Genomic DNA, 19,528 nt, shown 5'->3' with positions numbered 1-19,528 from the left:
GTCATCCGCGCCGTCAGTCGTCGACCGCGTCCGCCAGGGCTTCCAGCAGGTCCGCGCGGCGATCGGGGTCGTCCTGGGCTCCCCGCCACGGCACCGGCACCCGGGGCCCCTCCTCCAGCAGACGGCACAGCAGGGCGTCCAGGGAACCACGGGGGTCGGCGTCGAAGGCCGCCCGGTGGGCCTGAGCCTCGGCGGCGAGCTCACGGGCGAGCCAGCCCAGCCACGCCCGCTCGGCCTGGCGGGGCACGTCGCGCCGGGGTCCGTACGGGTCCGGGTCCCCGTCTCCGTAGGCGTCGGCGTCCTCCTCGTCCGGCAGGTCCGGGACCGGGGTGTAGGGGGCGCTGCGGGCACGTCCCCGGGCGCGCTGCACCAGCTCGAAGTGGCCGGGCATGGTGACGGCCATCCGCCCCAGGACGCCGGTCAGCCGCCGGGCCACGTCCTCGCCGGTCAGGTTCGGCAGCAGTCGGCGCAGGTGCAGGCGGCGGCGCTGGTCCGGGGTGCGGCCCGCGTCGGCGTCGCGCCCTCCGGCCAGTTCGGAGAGTTTGCGCAGCAGGTAGTCGCCGGTGGCAGTGGAGACCATCGGGGGTTCCCTGACCGCCGTGAGTGAGCGCCCGTGCAGGTCGGCGACGGGGACCGCGCTGCCGTCCTCGGTGAACGACACCGACTCCCCGGGATGGACGTCCTCGGGCAGGTCGGCGGCGGGGTTGCCCCAACCGGCCGTCAGGACCAGCAGGGCGAGCGCCTCCTGTTCCACGATGTCGGTGGCGACACGGGCCACGTCGCGGCGCTGGGCCCAGCGCCGGGGGCGCTCGGAGAAGGCGCAGCGGACCTTGCCGTTGGGAGCGGGCTGCGGGTAGACGCGCCGCAGGTTCTTGTACGAGCGGTCACGGCGGACGTCGTCCAGGGCGTCGCGCAGCCGGTGGGCGGCGGTGCGGTCCACGGAGGCGACCGCGCGCACGCCGAAGGCGCCTTCGGCCGTGCGCCCGCTCCCGGGCATGGCCTTGGCACCAACCGCGTCAGCGTCCGGAAGGACGCCGCGGCCACCCGCCGCGCCGTTCGAGACGCTGGCCATGCGTGTGGCGATGACGCTGGTCGGCTCTCCCCGGTGCCGCGGGCACGGGCAGTGCTCGAAGCACAGGTCGACGTAGTCGAAGAACTGCTCGGAGTGACCGGCGCAGCCCTGCGCTGTTCCGTCCGAGGAGCAGGGCCCACACCCCAACACACGCGTGAACACGCGCAGGAAGGCGGCCGAACCGAACAGTTCCACGGCGGAGCAGTGATGCTTGCTCACGAACTCTTCTCCCCGGGTGTGCCGGGGCTGGGACGCTCCCCCAGCCCTTCCGGGGAAACGCGCTGTCGAGACGTGAGACTGGTGGTGACACTCCTGCGTCAACGGGAGGTCAAACAACAAAATATGGCCACCGGGTGCGCGCTGTCAATTGTCGGCGGGGAATCCGAATGGAGGAAGTGCTTGGGGGCCATTCTGAAACGGTCACGAGTAACAGTGGCCCCAGAAAGGGCCGTGAAGGTATTCGCCAGGGAACTTGCAGGTGTCCGAGAGATGGCGTTGAGGACCTCGGATCGGGGTGCGTCGCGCCCGTCCCGGAGTGGAGGGCGGCCGACATGGATCGAGTGTTACGGGAGGTCGCCGGATGTCCGTGGTCAATCTGACTCCGCACGAGGTGACGGTCGTCGACGAGCACGCGCGGGTGATCCGCACCTGGCGCGGATCGACTGAACCAGCGAGAGTCGAGGCGGTACGGGTACCGCTGAGCGAGGTGGAGGGGGTGCCGCTGCTGGCGGAGGAACGCACCAGGGCACGCCTGCCGCCGCCCGCCGAGGGGGTCTGGTTCATCGTCTCCTCCGTGGTGAGTTCGGCGCATCCGGAACGGGACGACCTGCTCGTCCCCTCCGACCTCGTACGGGACGACAAGGGGGTGGTCACCGGATGCCGCTCCTTCGTCCTCACCTCCGTTCCGGTGCGCGCGCACGGTTACCAGTGCGGCCCCGCGTGCCGGGTGGGAAACTCACTTCCCTGATCCATTTCGGGAACGGGTGAGTACTGTGGTCCCGTTCCTGTAGTCGGGAGACGTCCGAAAACGGTGCGTCCGGAAAGGAAAAGCGTGGACGCACCCCGAGTCGCCGTCGTTCTCGTGGGCCAGAACCCCACCCCCGCCCTCCTCACGTCGCTGACCCTGCCGGTCGACCAACTGCTCCTGGTCTGTAGCGACGGAACCCTGCCCGTGGCGCGCCGCGTCGCCGAGGCGGTCGGCCGCATCGCGGGGGAGCGCTCCGTGCGCGTCCTCAGCGTGGGCGCCGACCCGCACGACCCCGCCAGCGTCACCGGGCTCCTGGACACCGTCCGCCGCGCACTCGGCGGGAAACCCTGGTACCTCGACTACACCGGCGGAACCAAGGTGATGAGCGTGGCCGCCGCGCTGCACCACGAGCAGGCGCTGCCGTCGCACGCCCGCGCCTGGCGGTTCTACCTGGACTCCCACAGCGACCTGCTGCGCACCGCCGACACCGCGCGCCCGGACCACCCGGTGAGCTGCCAGGGGGTCGACCTGCGCACCCTGGCCGGGGTCCACGGCGCCCACTGGTTGAGTGACCGCGACCCGGAGCCGGTGCGCCGCTTCCTGAGCGGAGGGGACACCGCCCTGGCAAGGGCCCATCCGAACCTGCCCGAGAGCGAACGCAACGGGATCGCGGCGGAGGCCCGGGTTCTGTCCCACCTGCGCCGCCTGCTGGGCGGGCGGCCCGACACCGAGGTCCTCGGCTCCCGCCGTGTCGCCGACCCCTACCGCCCGGGCGGGTCCGTGGCCGACTTCGACATCCTGGTGCGCCATCGCCACCGGGTGCTGTGCGTGGAGGCCAAGACGCGGGCCGAGGACGTGGTGGCCCGCGCCGGCTGGACCGTGGCCAAGGCCCGCCGGGTCTTCGGCGGGGCCACCCTCGTGCTGTTCGTCTACTCCGGCCCCGTCGTCGAGAACCTGCGCGAACAGGTCACCGCGTACAACCCGGCGCTGACCGCCCGCCACGTCCACGTGTGGAACCTGGAGGCCCTGACCGAGCGCGTCACCACCTTCGCGGCCGCACGGGACGCCTTCTTCCCGAGCCTGGCCGACTCCCCGCGGCCCGCCGTCCCCGCCGTCATCCCCCGGTCCGAGGTGACACCCGACCCCGCTGGTGGTGCGATCCCCGGTCCCACGCCACCAGCCCTGCACCCCGGCCCGGGGGACGGTCCGCTCCTGGTCACACCCCTGGGCGGCAGCCGCCTGGGCGCCCTCGCGGCCCTGCACGCGCACCGTCCCGCCCGCGCGCTGGTCCTGCCCTCCCGGCAGAGCCTGCGGGCCCGGGTGCGGGAGGCCGCCGCCGGAGCCCTGCGCGCCGCCGAGCAGCCGGACGCGCCCCCGGCCGACGCCGCCACCCTGCGCGCCGAGGGCTACCGCGACCGGGTCCGGCTGGCCGCCGACCCGGTGGACGGCTACGACTCCGCGGCGGTCCAGCGGGCCGTGCAGGGCTGGATCGAACACGAACGCGAGGGCGGGCAACCCGTGGTCGTCGACATCACCACCGGTACCAAGGCGATGAGTCTCGGGCTGGCCAGGGCCGCACGGCACGGAGGTGCCTGCGCCACCTACCAGCTGCCCCGGGACCGTGCCGTGGTGTGCCTGACGCACGGCCGCCGCGAACTCCAGGGCCGGGCCCGGATCGACTGGTCACTGGTGCTGTCCGGGTACGCCCCCCTCAGCGCACCACTGGGGGAAGTGGTCACCGGAGCTGCCCGCGACCAGGTGGACGTGGAACTGCTGGAACGCGCCAGGACCGAGCTCAGCGCGGCCGCCTCGGGATCGACCGGGGTGTGGTGGGACGTCTCCCTCGCCGACCCGGAGGGGTTCCTCACCGCGCAGGAACGGCCCGGGCTGGTCCTGACCTTCGACGACCGCGCGGTGGGGCTGGCGGCCCCGGCCCGCCAACGCCGACGCACACCGGACGGGCCCCTGCGGGACGTGAGCCCGGGGTCCTGGGCCCAGAGCGTGTTCGCGGCGACCACGCACCTGAACGTGCGCTGTGACGTGGCGGGCACCGTGGTCGCCCTGACCAGGCCGGGGCGGGACGTGAGCCGCGCCGGTGAACTGGTGGACTGGATCTCCCAGCCCGCCCCGGGACGCGGCGCCGCCACGGGACTCCGGTTCGGGGAGCCGCTGTGCCCCCTGGTCCTCGAAGTGGATCCGGCGGGCGTGACGGACCCGACCGGGGCACTGGCCACGGACGTCAGCAGGCTCTGACCCCGCGGTGATCCACGTCCCCTTCCCGAACCGGGGCCCGTTTCGCGGCGTCCCATCCGGTGCTCCACTATGGGGTCGCGGCCGACCGGTCGTGCGGGTGGCGACGGCGGGACGTACAGGGCATGGGGATCACTGGTGGTCGGGTTCGGGCGGGCGCGCTGGGAGGCGTGCTCGTACTCCTGCTCGCGGGGTGCACCGCGCAGGACGACGGGGAGGCCGAGGCCGCGCCCGTGTCGGCGCCGAGGACCATCGACTGGGCGCCCTGCCTGAGTGAGGAGGAACTGGAGGCCGCACCGGACTGGGACGGCGACCCGGAGTGGCTGGAGACGCTGGAGTGCGGCACCCTCACCGTGCCGCTCGACCACGCCGCCCCCGACGGGGACACCGTCGACCTCGCCCTGGCCCGACGGCCCGCCAGCGGCCCCGCAGACGAGCGGATCGGCTCCCTGGTGATCAACCCCGGCGGCCCTGGAGAGTCCGGGGTGAACATGCTCGACCACCCGCTCTTCGACGCACCGATCCAGGATGCCTTCGACCTGGTCGGCTTCGACCCGCGCGGGGTGGGCGAGAGCGAGGGCTTCGCCTGCGGCGACTGGTACGCGATGGACGAGGCCCGCCGCGCCGTGGCCGACCCCGAGAACGTCACCGACGCGGAACTCTCCGCCCTGGCGGACACCGCCCGCGCCTACGCCGAGGCGTGCGCGGAGACGGCGGGGGAGGAGTTCCTCGCCAACATGGGGACCGTCAACGTGGTCCGCGACCTCGACCTGATCCGCGCCGCCCTGGGTGACGAGCGGCTGACCTACGCGGGCTTCTCCTACGGCACCTACATCGGTGCCCTGTACGCCGAGACGTACCCGGAGAACACCCGCGCGCTGGTCCTGGACGGCGCGGTGGAGACCGAGCGCCCCAACGTGGAGGTCGCCGCCGATCAGGCAGTGGCCTTCCAGGGCGCATGGGACCTGTTCGTGGAGGAGTGCGGGTACGCCCCCAGTTGCCCGTTCGACGACGCGGCCACCGCCGACGCCCGGATGGGGGACCTCCTCGACCGGCTCGACGCCGATCCGCCCATCGTCCAGGGCTGGCCGGTGAACGGTGACACGCTGCTGACCATGGTGAGCCTCCAGCTCTACGACGAGGTCGCCTGGCGCGAGCTGGCCCAGACCCTCGCCGCTCTGGACCAGGACATCCACGGCGCCGGACCCCAGCTGGAACGCCTCTACGACCAGACCTTCGCCCAGGACGAGGAGGAGGTCGAGGAGTCGGATGAGCCCGAGGAACCCGGCGTCTTCGAGGACACCGAGGCCGCCCTGACCGCCGTCAACTGCGCGGACCGCGCCGACCCGACCGACGCCGACGACTACAGGGAGGCGGCCCAGCGCGCGGCCGCGGAGTCCCCCTACTTCGGAGCCGACCTCGTGTGGGAGCAGTTGCCGTGCGCCTATTGGGTGGACACCGAGGAGGCGCCCACCGGGTTCTCCGCCCCCGACGCCCCGCCGATCCTCGTGGTCGGCACGCACGGGGACCCGGCCACCCCCTACACCTGGGCCGAGGAGCTGACCGGCCAGCTGGCCACCGCCACCCTGGTCACCTACGAGGGCGCGGGCCACACCGCCTACGGCTACGGCATGGAGTGCGTGGACGCCGCCGTGGACGCCTACCTGCTGGAAGGGGCGGTCCCGGAGTCCGGGCTGTCCTGCCCCGCCTGGTAAAGCCCGAAGGGACGGACTGTTTACCCGCTCTCCGGAATGTTCTGCGCGGCCGCGCACCCGGTCGCTCGGAGGATGGATCCCGGTGGAGGACGACTCTGTGCGGGGGCGGGTGTTCGGGTGCGTTGCGCTGGCGGGCGGGCTCTGGGGGCCGTGGGGGCGGCGTTGGCACTGGTCGTGACGGCGGGGTTCGCGCCACTCGACGAGCAGGACCACGCACGCTCCTTCTACGGTCAGCACATCGACTGGCGGCCCTGCCTTTCCCCTGAGGAACTCGCCGCGGTCCAACCCGCGGAGGGCGACCCCGACTGGAGGGCGCGCCTGGAGTGCGGCACCGTCACGGTCCCTGTCGACCACGGTGACCCCGGCGGCCGGACCATCGAGACCGCCGTGGTGCGGCACCCGGCCCAGGGCCCGGCCGAGCAGCACCGGGGCTCCCTGGTGTTCAACTTCGGCGGCCCCGGCCGCGCGGGCGTCGCTCAGTTCGAGTCCGGACCCCTCCCCGTGAGCAGGAGGATCCGTGACTCCTTCGACCTCGTCTCCTTCGACCCGCGCGGTGTGGGGGAGAGCGCCGGGTTCACCTGTCCGGAGTGGGACGCCATGGAGCGGCCGTTGGAGGAGGTCGAGGGCGTCGAGCCCGACAGGGTCGGACTCGACCAGCTCCGGGACCTCGAACGCACCGCCCGGAGGTTCACGTGGAGCTGTGTGGACGAGGTCGGTGCGGAGTTCCTCGCCAACCTGGGCACCGTCAATGTGGTCCGCGACCTCGACCTGGTCCGCGACGCCCTGGGCGACGAGCGGCTCACCTACGTGGGCTTCTCCTACGGAACCTACGTCGGCGCCCTGTACGCCGAGATGTTCGCGGAGAACACCCGCGCACTGGTGCTGGACGGGGCCCTCCAGAACCAACGCGGCCTGATCGCGGACGGCGTGGAGCAGAGCCAGGGGGCGCAGAGGGCTTGGGAGGCCTTCGTCTCCTACTGCCTGGAGAAGGCGCCGGAGTGCCCGTTCACCGGAGCGGAGGAGGCACCCGCCGAGGCCGAGGCCCTCCTGGCCGGGATCGACGCCGATCCGATCGTCGTGCGGGACACCAGGATCGACCGCCACGAGATGCTCGCGCTGCTCCGGGACTCCCTGTACACCGAGCGGCAGTGGGAGAGCGACGCCCGCCTCCTGGCCCGGATCGTCGGGGGCGACACCCGGGACCCCTTCGTCCAGGCCTACCTGGGGAGCTTCGTCGCCGGTCAGCGGGACGACCGGGGTGCGACGGAGTCGGCCTTCACCGCGGTGCAGTGCGCCGACCACGCGCGGCCCGGTGACGTCCGTGCGTACCAGGAGGGAGCCCAGCGCGCGGCGAGGGTGTCCCCGTTCTTCGGCGGCGACGGGATCTGGTCCTTCCTGCCCTGCGCCTCCTGGCCTGACACCGAACTCGCGCCCGGCGGCCTGAGCGCCCCGATGGCGCCTCCGCTCCTGGTCGTCGGAACCCGGGCCGACCCGGCCACCCCGTACGCGTGGTCCGAGGAACTGGCCGACCAGCTGGCCACGGCCACCCTGCTCACCTACGAGGGAGGCGGCCACACCGCCTACGCGGGCGGCCGGGCCTGCGTGGACGGCGTGGTTGACGCCTACCTCCTGGACGGCGTGGTCCCCGCGACCGGCGCCTCCTGCCCCGGAGAACTCTGAGCCGCGTCGGACTCGGCGGACGCCTCGCGGTAGCGACCGGGGGATCGGCCGAACTCGCGCTTGAAGGCGTTGGCGAAGGCGAACTGGGACGAGTAGCCCACCCGCGTCGCCACCGAGCTGATCGGGGCGTCCTCCTCGCGCAGCAGCCGAGCGGCCGTGGTCAGTCGCCACCACGTCACGTACGCCAGAGGCGACTGCCCCACCAGCGCCGTGAAGCGGCGGGAGAAGGCGGCACGGGAGAGACCGGCACGCTCACCCAGCTCCGCCACGCTCCAGGGGTGCGCGGGGTCGCGGTGCACGGCCTGGACCGCGGCGTGCACCCCGGGGTCGCGTAGGGCGCCCGCGAAACCACAGCCCGGGTTGTCGCCGCTCTCCCGGATCTCCTCCAGATAGGTGCGCAGGATGTACACGACCAGCATGTCCAACAGGTGCGGGATCAGGGTGTCCCCACCAGGACGGTTCGTCCCCAGTTCCCGACCGAGGAGCCCCACCGCCAACGGGAGCTCCGATCTCCGTCCCACCTTCGCGGGCAGGTGCACCACGGAGGGCAACTCAGCGAGCAGGGGATGCGGTCTCGACGCGCTCGCGTGGTAGGAGCCGCCCACCGTGACACAGGTGGGCTCGCCGTCACCGGAGTCCCCGATCGTGGTGGCCCCGAAAGTGGTCGGGACGTCCTTGGGGCGGGCGTACCCCCGTGAGCACACCAGCGTGGGCACGGCCTCACCGGCCGCGGCCGTGGCGATGTCGCTCTGGTGGCGTAGCGCTCCGGCGCAGTCCACGGCGCCCTCGGTCTCAGGGGAGCTGCTCAGCGAGTGCTCCCGGCCGCGCGGCAGGAAGAGGACGTCGCCCGGGCCCAGCTGGAGGCGCTGCTCGCCATGTGTCAGGAGCCAGGTGGAGCCCTGCAACACCACCAGAAACTTGGCTCCGGGGATCTCCGGGAACCGTGTCGCGTAGGGGGCGTGCCACTCGATCCGTGCCGAGTGCGGCTGACCCGTGCGCACCGTGGAGATGACGTCGCTCAGTACATCCATAGTGCGATCGTACTCACTCGTGGACGATCGCGCATAAATTCAAGCGGATCACGCATAGGAAGTCTCGAACACGCTCCTTATGGTCGTTACGAACCTCCATTCGAAGCAGGGAAATGAGCCATGAGCGTCACCGAGCCCCGAACCGTTACCCGCCCGACATGGCAGCCGCGCCTGGCCGCCGTGCTCGCGGTCACCGTCCTCAACACCGTCCTCGCCCTCGCGGCGCCCCTGTTCGGCGCTGACCTGGTGGTCGCGCCCCAGGGACAGGAGCCCGGGGCCCTCGCATGGCCCGCCTTCACGGTCTTCACCATCGGGTTCGCCCTGCTCGGTTGGGGCGTGCTCGCTCTGGCCGAGCGCCTCCTGGGTGCCCGGCGCGGCCGTCTGATGTGGACGGTCGTTGCGATGCTCATCGTCGCGGGCATGTTCCTGCCACCGCTCACCGTGGGCGCCACGACCGCGACGGTCGTCGTCCTGCAACTGGCGCACCTGGTCGTGGCCGCCGTCATCCCCGTGTTCTGGCGCACTTCCCGCGCCTGAGGCCACTGACACGCCACGGTCACTCTGATGAGGCTAGCCACACCTAGCCAAGGAGGTCGTGGCGTGTCCGACGAGCGTCCCGAGTTCGACCATCTCCTGCACTGGGTCCCGGACGTGCCCGAAGCGGTGCGTCAGTACACCGAGGCCGGGTTCCCTCACACACCAACGAGACGCGGGGCCATGAGCTTCGCGGTCAACGTCACCGACGCCGCCGCCTGCGGGGACACCGCGTGGAGGAGGTCGTCGCCTCCCCCGAGGGTCGCGACGTGAGCTTCCGTGAGGTCTTCCTCCCCGACGCCCCCTTCAGGGTGCCCTTTCTCGTCACCTACGATCCGCCCCGCGAGCAGATCTTCACCGAGTACGTCCAGGCCGCTTCACCCCGGGGCCCCGCGACCTCCGGGCGATCGTCATCCAGACCGCCGATCCGGAGCACTCAGCCCGCTGGCTCTCCACCCTCCTGGACGCCCCGGCCGAGGCCACGGAGGTTCCCCTCCCCGGAGGCCCCGAGGACCGCATCGTCGCCGTCGTCACCACGGGCCCGGAAACCGAGATCGAGGGCCCCGACTTCCGCAGCGTGTGACGCCGCACACGCCGTCCCGGCCGCCTCCGCCGCCCGGGCGGCGTCGAGACCCTTCCGTCTCCTCCGTTCCGATGGCAGTGTGCGCTCCACGGATATGCCCGCTTGGGGCATACATTCAAGACCCATGGCGCTGGGGCGAAGGACACACAGGCGCTGACTGATCGTGCGCGGTACGGGGAACCAGCAAGGTCAATGGTTGGACAACGATGCTGCTGCAGAGTTTCTCAGGGGGATCCATGTCGAAGGAGTAGGCCCCAGGTCGGTGCAGATCCCGGAGGGAATGGGTCAGGTCATTATGCCGGATGGGAGCATTGTCCAGGCACGCGCAGCTACCGTCGTACCGAGCCGAAATGGTCTGTACAAAACAGGATTTCCGATCATCGGCCCGAACTAGGAGGCTGGAGAGATGAGCTTCTCAGTGTCGTTCACTCTGGCCGTGCCGCCAGCCGCCCCGCCTCCTGACTCAGCGAGTCTAGAGCTGGATGGAGACTACGAAACTCTCGTCATGGAGGCGTGTAGTGTCCTCTCCGAAGTTGAAGGCTGCAGATTCCACATTGGCGGCTTCGGGGATGATGAGTGGCCGCTTGATGTCGCGTATGACTTGTCTGTTTTCATGGAGCAACTTCCATCGCTTCTGGTGGGCGTGCGCGAACGCCGCGAAGTCGAGGTGGATCTTTACTCGCAAGGCATCGAGAGGACTTTGACCTTCCGGCCAAGCGGAGATCTCGTGATGATTCACTGTGATTCTCGGACCGGCTGGGTTCCAGATCCGGTGCGTGAGAGCATCACGCAGCGCGAGCTAGTTGCGATGCTCTCAAAATTGGCCGAGGAGTTCGCTGGAGGGTTGAAGGCGATCAATTCTGAACTGTCAGAGTTCGCGCCATTCGAAGGCTGGTTGGAGGGTGAGGTGTAGCCTGGCTGCCTGATCCCGCAACCCTCGCGCTGAATAGCAACAGCAAGGTTGAAGCCCCGTCAGGTGCGTCCTGGCGGGGCTTCTGGGGTGGTTGACGGCAACGTCAGCGGACGGCGGCTCCGACGAGGGGCCGGGTGAGGGTGGACACTTCGATCGGGGCGCCGTCGGGGCGGGTGAAGACGCAGCCGCTGTCCTTCCATTCCATCCCCATCGCCTCACGTTCCTGGAGTCGCTGGTCGCGGTTTGGTTCGAGGGCACCGCGTGGGAAGCGCGATACGTCGTTCGGTGCGTGCCCCAGAAGGTATAAAGCCTCCGATGAAGGGGACTTCGTGGGTTTGCAGGGGAGGCAACGATGGCATGCGTACCTAATGCCATGCATCGGCTTGTCCTGCGCTCTTCTGATCCTGGTGGGCTATCTGACCTCTTCCTGAGGTGGACACGTCTTCTGTGGCCAGGCGAGTCTCGTCAGCCGGACTTCGGTCTGGTGCGTGCTGATCGGAGATACCGCTTGACTCTCTGGTTACTGCAACCCTGAGACTGGCGTCATGGGCCTTTCGATCAAGGATTTCAGCGAGATGAGCGAGCTCTCTCCCCAGACGCTGCGCTTCTACCACTCCGAGGGGCTGCTGGTCCCCGCCATAGTCGACGAGGACACCGGGTACCGCTACTACGACTTCGAGCAGGTCCAGGAGGCCCTGCTGGTCAGCGCGCTGCGCGGGGCCGGGATGAGTGTCAAGGACGTGCGTCGGGCGGTGGAGGCGCCCGACACGGCGGCCGGGCTGCTCCATGAGTACACCGAGGGGTTGCGCCGCCAGCGCGAGGCCGAGGACGAGGCGATCACGACCGCTCGCAGCCTGCTCACTTCCTGGCCCGAGGTACGGCGGCGGGAGGTACCGGAGATGACGGTGCTCTCGACGGAGGTGGCGGTGGTCGCGGTGGAGAAGCACAGGGGACAGCCGGACCAGTACGACTGGGACGAGGTCGCCGCAGCGGTGAGGGCCGCAGTGGCGGAACTCAGCGCCCTGGCCGAGGAACACGGTGCCGCGGTCGCGGGGGCCCCATGGTTCACGTGGGCCGGTGAGACCCACGAACAGCGGCAGAGGGCACTCACCCCGGAGGGGCCGCACTGGCTGGCCAAGGTCCCGGTCACGGCAGAGGCCCGGCAGTTGGCCGCTCTGGCTGAGCGTGTCGACGTGCAGACCTTCGAGGCCCGCGAGGAACTCGCCATCCACCTGCCGGGCAGGGCCACCATGCCCAAGCACGCCACGGCCCAGCTCCGACTGGTGACCGAGGTGCCCGAGGGCCTCTTCCCCGACGCCTCCACGCAGCGCCACATCCTGCACGAGGACGGGACCGAGACCGCCGTGCGCCTGAGCCCCCTCAGCGGGGACCACACCTGAGCGACGGTGCCCGCGCCAAGGGCCCCGGACACGACGACGCCCCGGCCGAGTTTCCGGCCGGGGCGTTCGCCTGTGCGGCTACAGCTTCGAGGCGGCGGCCTCGTCCACCCAGAACACCGTCTTGTCGGCACCGCGCGCACCGGCCACCGGGGCCTCGTCCACGCTGCCACCGGCCACACCCAGGCGGACCGCGTCGGCCTTGGTCGCACCGGAGGCCAGCACCCACACCTGGCGGGAGCTGCGGATCGACGGCAGGGTCAGGCTGATCCGCGTGGGCGGCGGCTTGGGGGAGTCGTGCACCGCGATCGCCGCGGCCTCGTTCTCGTGCACCCCCGGCAGGCCCGGGAACAGCGAGGCGACGTGGTTGTCCGGACCCAGACCCAGCAGGCACACGTCGAACTCGGGCACCGGGCCGCGCCCACGAGCCGCCACGGAGAGTGCCTGCGAGTAGTTGGTGGCCGCCCGCTCCGCCTCCGCGTGGTCGGTCCCGTCCGACGACGGCATCGGGTGCACCTGGTGCGACGGGATGTCGATGTCGTTGATCAGCGCGTCACACGCCTGTGTCTGGTTGCGCTCGGGATCCCCCTCGGGCAGGAACCGCTCGTCACCCCACCACAGGTGCACGTGCCCCCAGCTCATCCCGCTGGCGAGCGCCTCGTCCCGCAGGACACCCAGCGTCTGGATGCCCACGCCGCCGCCGGTGAGCACCAGGTGGAACTCGCGCTCCTCGGCCTCGGCGCTCACGATCAGCTTCACCAACCGCGACACCACGCTCTCGGCGAGCTGCTTGGCGTCGGTGGTGCGGACGATCTCCGGTTCGGTCATCCTCATGCTCCGCTTCCAGCGAGCAGCGGACCCAGGTGGCGGGCCGCACTCGCGTACGTCTCGTCGGCGTCCAGGCGGCGCAGTTCCTCGGCCAGCGCCTGGGAGGCGCCGCGCCGGGACAGCGCCACCGTCTGGTCCGGCTGACCGGTCCTGGACAGTGTGGCCACGCGGCCGTCCACCCGGGAGATCGTGATGTCCCCCTGGTCGGTGGTCAGCCGGACCTCGGTCAGGCCGGGCCCGTGCGAGGTGTCGCGCTCCACCTCCACCTCCAGCCTCTCCGACAGCCAAGCGGCCAGCAGCTCGGCGCTCGGGTAGTGCGGTTCGGCCGTCACCTTGGCCGAGTTCACCCAGCCGCACGGCTGGTCCATGGCGCTGGCCAGCAGCGAACGCCACGGGGTCAACCGCGTCCAGGTCAGGTCCGTGTCACCCGGACGGTAGTGGGCTACCCGTTCCAGGAGGTCGGCTACCGGATCCTGGGCACGCAGGGCGTCGGTGATCCGCCGCTGGGCCAGCTTCCCCACCGGGTCGGCGGCCGGGTCGGCCGGACCCTCTCCGGGCCACCACACGACCACGGGCGCGTCCGGGACCAGCAGCGGCGTCAACACGGAGTCGGGGTGCTCGCCCAGCGGACCGTACAGGCGCAGCAGCACCGCCTCACCGGGGCCGGAGGTGCCGGGACGGCGGATCTCCGCGTCGATGGCGGGCTCGGCCCCCGGGTCGCGGCGGATCAGCGCCACCACCCGCGAGGGGTGCTCGCGCCCCGCCTCGGTGGCCGCGCGGACGGCGTCGTAGTGGTCGGCCTCGTCGGTGACGATGACTAGGGTGAGCACCATGTTCATGGCGCCCCCGCCGACACTGAGGCGCTCGGCCATGAGCGCCTCGGTGATCTGCGAGGTCGTGGTGCGCGGCAGATAGAGCGTCATCTGTTCCTCCCGGCGTGGACGCGGACGGTCACGGGCGGCGCCACTGGCGTCCGTCCCTGGCGAGCAGTTCCTCGGCCGACTCCGGGCCCCAGGTACCCGAACCGTACTGTTCGGGCTGGCCCGACTCGGCCCAGTACTCCTCGACCGGGTCGAGGATCTGCCAGGACAGCTCCACCTCCTCCTGGCGCGGGAACAGCGGCGGGTCGCCGATGAGCACGTCCAGGATGAGCCGCTCGTAGGCCTCGGGGCTCGCCTCGGTGAAGGACTGCCCGTAGGTGAAGTCCATGCTCACGTCGCGCACCTCCATGGAGGCGCCCGGCACCTTCGACCCGAACCTCAGGGTGACCCCCTCGTCGGGCTGGATGCGCAGCACGAGCGCGTTCTGCCCGAGCTCGCTCACGTCACCACGGGCGAACAACTGCTGCGGCGCGGCCTGGAACACCAGCGCCACCTCGGTCACCCGGCGGCCCAGCCGTTTGCCGGTGCGCAGGTAGAACGGCACACCCGACCAGCGCCTCGTACCCACGTCCAGCCGCAGCGCCGCGTAGGTCTCGGTCACTGACTCGGACGGGATGCCGTCCTCCTCCAGGTACCCCGGGACCGCTGCCCCGCCCTGCCAACCGGCCGCGTACTGGCCGCGCGCGGTGCCCTTGGACAGGTCGTCGGGGAGCGTCACCGCGGAGAGGACCTTCTCCTTCTCGGCACGGATCGCGTCCGCGCTGTAGGAGACCGGTTCCTCCATGGCGACGAGGGCCAGCAGCTGGAGGAGGTGGTTCTGGATGACGTCGCGGGCCGCGCCGATCCCGTCGTAGTAGCCCGCGCGTCCGCCCACACCGATGTCCTCGGCCATGGTGATCTGCACGTGGTCCACGTAGCTACGGTTCCACAACGGCTCGAACAGGGTGTTGGCGAAGCGCAGCGCCAGGATGTTCTGGACCGTCTCCTTACCCAGGTAGTGGTCGATGCGGAACACCGAGGACGGCGGGAACACGTCGTCCACCACCGCGTTGAGCTCCTGGGCGCTCTCCAGGTCGTGGCCGAACGGCTTCTCGATCACCACCCGGCGCCACGGCGTGGTGCCCCCCGCGCCCTCACCCTCCTCGGGTGTGGCCAGACCACTGCGCTTGAGCTGGGTGACCACGGTCGGGAACAGCTTGGGCGGCAGCGACAGGTAGAACGCGTAGTTGCCGCCGGTGCCACGGTGGGCGTCCAGCTCGCGGACGGTCCGGGCCAGTTCGTCGAAGGCCGCGTCGTCGTCCAGGTTGCCCTGCACGAACCGCACGCCCTCGCTGAGCTGGCGCCACACGTCCTCGTGGAACGGGGTCCGCGCGTACTTGCGCACCGCCTCGTACGCCTCGGCCGCGAAGTCCTGGTCCTCCCAGTCGCGGCGGGCGAACCCCACCAGACCGAAGCCCGGCGGCAGCATGCCGCGGTTGGCCAGGTCGTAGATGGCGGGCAGGAGCTTCTTCCGGGCCAGGTCACCCGTGACGCCGAAGAGCACCAGCACGCTGGGCCCGGCGATACGGGGGAGCCTTCGGTCCAGGGCGTTGCGGAGCGGGTTGGGTACCGCTCCCGGCATCACCGGTTCTTTCACGGGTTCCGTCTCTTCCTGTCAGGAACGGCCTGGTGGCTGCTGGAACCCGCGTCCGCGCGGCTCGTGCGCGGACGCGGGTCGGTGACCGGGAACGGGTCCGGGTCAGGAGAGCTCGTCGAGCTTCAGGGTGAGTTGGCCCAGCAGGCTCTCCCAGGAGTCGACGAACTTGACCACGCCGTCCTCCTCGAGGTGACGCGTCACGTCGTCCAGGTCCACGCCGACCTCGGCCAGCCCGGCCAGGTCGGCCTGGGCGGAGTCGTAGTTGGCGCGGACGGTGTCCCCGGTGATCTCACCGTGGTCGGCGGTGGCGTCCAGGGTGGCCTGCGGCATCGTGTTGACGGTGCCGGCCGTGACCAGTTCGGTGACGTAACGGGTGTCCGCGTAGGCGGGGTCCTTCACGCCGGTGGACGCCCACAGCGGGCGCTGCGGGGTGGCGCCGTCGGCGGCGAGGGCCTGCCAGCGCTCGGAGGAGAAGACCTGCTCGTGGTCCCGGTAGGCCAGGCGCGCGTTGGCGATGGCGGCGCGGCCGAGCAGCTCCTCGGCGCGCGGGGTGCCGACCTCCCTCAGCCGCTTGTCCACCTCGGCGTCCACGCGGCTGACGAAGAACGACGCCACGGACTGGATGCGGGACAGGTCGTGGCCGTTCTCACGGGCCAGCTCCAGGCCGGCCAGGAACGCCTCCATGACCGCGCCGTAGCGGGCCAGGGAGAAGATCAGGGTCACGTTGACGCTGATGCCGTGCCCGAGCGCCTGGGTGATGGCGGGCAGGCCCTCGACGGTCGCCGGGATCTTGATCATGAGGTTGGGCCGGTCGACCAGCCACCACAGCGACTTGGCCTCGGCGACGGTGCGCTCGGTCTCGCGCGCCAGCCGCGGGTCCACCTCCAGGGAGACCCGCCCGTCCAAGCGGTTGGTGGCGTCGTACACCGGGCGCAGGGTGTCCGCGGCCCAACGGATGTCGTAGGCCGTCAGCAGCCGGACCGCCTCGTCCACCGACACCCCGCGCACACCCAGTTCGTGTACCTGGATGTCGTAGGCGTCACCCTCGGCGAGGGCCTTGTCGAAGATGGACGGGTTGGAGGTGACGCCGGTGACGTGGCGGGTCGACAGCAGCTCGGCCAGGTTGCCGGTCCGTAGACGGTCACGGCTGATGTCGTCCAGCCAAACGGACTGACCGGCCTCGGCCAGGTCCTTCAGAGCGGTGCTCATGTGGGTCTCACGCCTTCCTGGAATTCACACGGAGTGCGGGCCGCCGGGGGCCTCCCGGCGGCCCGCGTCGTCAGCTTCCGACCTTGGCCAGGCTGTCGCGGACCGCCGCGACGACGGCCTCGGAGGTGATGCCGAACTTCTCGTAGAGCGTCTCGTAGGGGGCGGAGGCACCGAAGTGCTCGAGGCTCACCGAGACGCCGGCGTCGCCGACGTAGGAGCGCCAGCCCATGGCGATCCCGGCCTCCACGGAGGCGCGGGCGCGCACCGAGGACGGCAGGACCCGCTCGCGGTACTCCGGGCTCTGGGCCTCGAACCACTCGACGCACGGCATGGAGACCACGCGGGTGGGCGTACCGGCCTCCTCCAGCTCGGTGCGGGCGGCCAGGGCCAGCTGCACCTCGCTGCCGGTGGCGATGATGATCGCCTCGGGGCTGCCGCCGGAGGCCTCGGCCAGGATGTAGCCGCCCTGGGCGGCGCCCTCCGCGGAGGCGTACTCGTCCCGGTCCAGGGTGGGCACGTTCTGGCGGGTCAGGGCCAGGGCGGAGGGGCCGTCGGGGTTGGCCATGACCTCGCGCCAGACCACGACGGTCTCGTTGGCGTCGGCCGGGCGGATCACGTTCAGGCCCGGAATGGCGCGCAGCGCCCACAGGTGCTCGATCGGCTGGTGGGTGGGGCCGTCCTCGCCCAGGCCGATGGAGTCGTGCGTCCACACGTAGGTGACCGGCAGCTTCATCAGCGCGGCCAGGCGCACGGCCGGACGCATGTAGTCGCTGAACACCAGGAACGTGCCGCCGTAGGGGCGGGTGGGGCCGTGCAGGGCGATGCCGTTGAGGATCGAGCCCATGCCGTGCTCGCGGATGCCGAAGTGCAGCACGCGCCCGTACGGGTTGCCCGGGAACATGCTGCTGGCCCGGTCGAAGGGCAGGAACGACGGCTCGCCCTTGGGCGTGGTGTTGTTGGACCCGGCGAGGTCGGCCGAGCCGCCCCACAGCTCGGGCAGAACCGGTGCGATGGCGTTGAGCACCTCGCCGCTGGCCTTGCGGGTGGCCACGCCCTTCGCGCTGGCCTCGAACGAGGGCAGGGAGTCCTCCCACCCTTCGGGCAGCTTGCCCGCCTGGAGACGGTCGAACAGCTCGGCGTGCTCACCGGCGCCGCGGTGCCAGGCGGCCAGCGCCTCGTCCCACGCGGTGTGCGCCTCGCGACCCCGGTCCAGGGCCTCGCGGGTGTGCTCGATCACGGAGTCCTCGACCGCGAACGGGGCGTCGGGCAGGCCGAGGATCTCCTTGGTGGCGGAGATCTCGTCGGCGCCGATCGCCGCGCCGTGGATGGCGCCCGTGTTCTGCTTGTTGGGGGCGGGCCAGCCGATGACGGTGCGCAGGCGGATGAAGGTGGGACGCTCGGTCTCGGCCTTGCCGCGCAGGATCGCCTGGTAGAGGGCGTCGATGTCCTCGACATACTCTCCGGTCGCGGTCCAGTCGACCTCCTCCACGTGCCAGCCGTAGGCGGCGTAGCGGGCCACGACGTCCTCGCTGTGCGCGATGCGGGTGTCGTCCTCGATGGAGATCTGGTTGTCGTCCCAGATCATGATGAGGTTGCCCAGGTTCTGCGTCCCGGCCAGGGCGCTGGCCTCGTGGCTCACGCCCTCCTGGACGTCACCGTCGGAGCAGAACGCGTAGACGTGGTGGTCGAAGGGGCTGGCGCCCGGACCGGCCTCGGGGTTGAAGAGGCCGCGTTCGCGGCGGGCCGCCATGGCCATGCCGACGGCGTTGCCGACACCCTGGCCGAGGGGGCCGGTGGTGGTCTCCACGCCGGCAGTGTGACCGACCTCGGGGTGGCCCGGGGTCAGGCTGTCCCACTGGCGCAGGTTCCGCAGGTCGTCAAGAGTGAGGCCGTATCCGGCGAGGTAGAGCTGGATGTACAGGGTGAGGCTGGAGTGACCGATCGACAGCACGAAGCGGTCCCGGCCCACCCACTCGGGCGCTGCGGGGTCGTGCCGCATCACCTTCTGGAAGAGGAGGTAGGCGGCGGGCGCGAGGCTCATCGCGGTGCCGGGGTGACCGTTACCCGACTTCTCTACCGCGTCCATGGCCAGCGCCCGAACCGTGTTGACGGCGCGGAGGTCGAGGTCCGACCACTCCAGGTTCTTCGGGGTGTGGGCGTTCACGGACTTGTCTGCTCCTTCTCGACACCCGTGCACCCGGTTCCGGGGCGGGTGTGGGTTGTGTGTGCGTGCTGTAGGCCGGGCACCCCTTCGGCGTCCCACCGGGTCGGCGGATCGCGGGGGAGGGCGGGATCGGCTTCGACGGCTCGCGCGGTGTGGCCCCGTGGCGCGGGGCTCGGGCCGCGGAGTCGGCGCGACAGCGTCTGGGTCACGGTGTCCGGAGCTCGGGCCCCGTGGTGACGGGGTCGAGAACAGGGCCGTATGTGAGCCTATCGTCCGTGGCCGTGGATGTCGTTTCCCGACACCTTGGGTTACTGGCTGGTAGGGGTCTGTGGGCGCCGCCTGGCGACCGCCCGCCACGGCCGTAGGGGGCGGGCGGTGCGGCCGTCCGGGGCGCGTGGCACGTTGGAAGCTCGAAGGGGCCTGTGCGACCCTTCTGTACACCCAGGCGGGAGTAACGGCGCCCGGGGCGATCGGTCGCCGGGCCCGGAGGCCATCCGTACGGAGGGGGCTGGTCACCGATCCGGACAGGTAAGTACTACACTTTGTCGTTGACGGGGTTTTCGCTGATCCTGCCGCTTTGTCGGTCCGATCCACCCCGCGTGGCGAGCAGTGTCGATTCCCTAAGAGTTGTCGAGGTATCCGCGTGTCTGAAACCGAGCCGGCCCCCC

General features: G+C 71.1%; 15 protein-coding genes. 8 read left to right on the top strand and 7 right to left on the bottom strand.

Features of this window, described 5'->3' with window-relative positions; all coding sequences use genetic code 11:
• Window positions 1–13: 13 nt before the first annotated feature.
• On the bottom strand, window positions 14–1,291 hold the full coding sequence (locus BDW27_RS22820) for a hypothetical protein (RefSeq protein WP_110051609.1): 1,278 nt from the start codon (window positions 1,289–1,291) through the stop codon (window positions 14–16).
• 361 nt (window positions 1,292–1,652) lie between these two features.
• Here BDW27_RS22820 and BDW27_RS22815 point away from each other — a divergent pair, with 361 nt between their 5' ends.
• From BDW27_RS22815 to BDW27_RS22800, 4 genes are all read left to right on the top strand, one after another.
• The gene (locus BDW27_RS22815) at window positions 1,653–2,039 is read left to right on the top strand and encodes a hypothetical protein (protein WP_017545132.1); all 387 of its coding nucleotides are present in this window, start codon (window positions 1,653–1,655) and stop codon (window positions 2,037–2,039) included.
• Window positions 2,040–2,123: 84 nt separating this feature from the next.
• Entirely contained in the window at window positions 2,124–4,292 is a 2,169-nt protein-coding gene (locus BDW27_RS22810) for a CRISPR-associated protein (RefSeq protein WP_110051607.1), read from the top strand.
• A 122-nt stretch (window positions 4,293–4,414) separates the two neighbouring features.
• On the top strand, window positions 4,415–6,004 hold the full coding sequence (locus BDW27_RS22805) for an alpha/beta hydrolase (protein WP_370446541.1): 1,590 nt from the start codon (window positions 4,415–4,417) through the stop codon (window positions 6,002–6,004).
• Between the two features lie 162 nt (window positions 6,005–6,166).
• The gene (locus tag BDW27_RS22800) at window positions 6,167–7,684 is read left to right on the top strand and encodes an alpha/beta hydrolase (RefSeq protein ID WP_110051604.1); all 1,518 of its coding nucleotides are present in this window, start codon (window positions 6,167–6,169) and stop codon (window positions 7,682–7,684) included.
• On the opposite strand, the gene BDW27_RS22795 is transcribed toward BDW27_RS22800, so the two are convergent.
• The gene (locus BDW27_RS22795) at window positions 7,627–8,715 is read right to left on the bottom strand and encodes an AraC family transcriptional regulator (protein WP_110051602.1); all 1,089 of its coding nucleotides are present in this window, start codon (window positions 8,713–8,715) and stop codon (window positions 7,627–7,629) included. The two genes, BDW27_RS22800 and BDW27_RS22795, sit on opposite strands and share 58 nt — an antisense overlap.
• A gap of 120 nt (window positions 8,716–8,835) precedes the next feature.
• Between BDW27_RS22795 and BDW27_RS22790 the strand changes: the two genes are divergently transcribed.
• From BDW27_RS22790 to BDW27_RS22775, 4 genes are all read left to right on the top strand, one after another.
• A complete protein-coding gene (locus tag BDW27_RS22790; RefSeq protein WP_110051601.1) occupies window positions 8,836–9,252 on the top strand; it encodes a DUF6069 family protein in 417 nt (138 codons plus the stop codon).
• Window positions 9,253–9,315: 63 nt separating this feature from the next.
• Window positions 9,316–9,522, top strand: a complete 207-nt coding sequence (locus BDW27_RS22785; protein WP_199560744.1) for a hypothetical protein — start codon at window positions 9,316–9,318, stop codon at window positions 9,520–9,522.
• Window positions 9,523–10,238: 716 nt separating this feature from the next.
• Entirely contained in the window at window positions 10,239–10,745 is a 507-nt protein-coding gene (locus BDW27_RS22780) for a hypothetical protein (RefSeq protein ID WP_146223292.1), read from the top strand.
• 545 nt (window positions 10,746–11,290) lie between these two features.
• Window positions 11,291–12,145 (top strand): MerR family transcriptional regulator, encoded by an 855-nt coding sequence (locus tag BDW27_RS22775; protein ID WP_110051596.1) that lies wholly within the window; start codon window positions 11,291–11,293, stop codon window positions 12,143–12,145.
• A 78-nt stretch (window positions 12,146–12,223) separates the two neighbouring features.
• On the opposite strand, the gene pgl is transcribed toward BDW27_RS22775, so the two are convergent.
• The 5 genes from pgl to tkt all read right to left on the bottom strand — a co-directional run bounded on the left by pgl (window position 12,224) and on the right by tkt (window position 18,860).
• A complete protein-coding gene (pgl, locus tag BDW27_RS22770) occupies window positions 12,224–12,970 on the bottom strand; it encodes a 6-phosphogluconolactonase (RefSeq protein WP_026129357.1) in 747 nt (248 codons plus the stop codon).
• 2 nt (window positions 12,971–12,972) lie between these two features.
• Window positions 12,973–13,893 (bottom strand): glucose-6-phosphate dehydrogenase assembly protein OpcA, encoded by a 921-nt coding sequence (locus tag BDW27_RS22765; RefSeq protein ID WP_017545125.1) that lies wholly within the window; start codon window positions 13,891–13,893, stop codon window positions 12,973–12,975.
• Window positions 13,894–13,921: 28 nt separating this feature from the next.
• On the bottom strand, window positions 13,922–15,472 hold the full coding sequence (gene zwf, locus BDW27_RS22760) for a glucose-6-phosphate dehydrogenase (RefSeq protein WP_017545124.1): 1,551 nt from the start codon (window positions 15,470–15,472) through the stop codon (window positions 13,922–13,924).
• Between the two features lie 117 nt (window positions 15,473–15,589).
• The gene (gene tal, locus BDW27_RS22755; protein ID WP_017545123.1) at window positions 15,590–16,696 is read right to left on the bottom strand and encodes a transaldolase; all 1,107 of its coding nucleotides are present in this window, start codon (window positions 16,694–16,696) and stop codon (window positions 15,590–15,592) included.
• 70 nt (window positions 16,697–16,766) lie between these two features.
• Entirely contained in the window at window positions 16,767–18,860 is a 2,094-nt protein-coding gene (tkt, locus tag BDW27_RS22750; RefSeq protein WP_110051594.1) for a transketolase, read from the bottom strand.
• Window positions 18,861–19,528 lie beyond the last annotated feature (668 nt).

Origin of the sequence: Nocardiopsis sp. L17-MgMaSL7 (assembly GCF_003182025.1) — a bacterium.
In the GTDB taxonomy this organism is placed as follows: Bacteria; Actinomycetota; Actinomycetes; order Streptosporangiales; family Streptosporangiaceae; genus Nocardiopsis; species Nocardiopsis prasina.
This window is presented reverse-complemented; position numbering and strand designations above follow the sequence as displayed.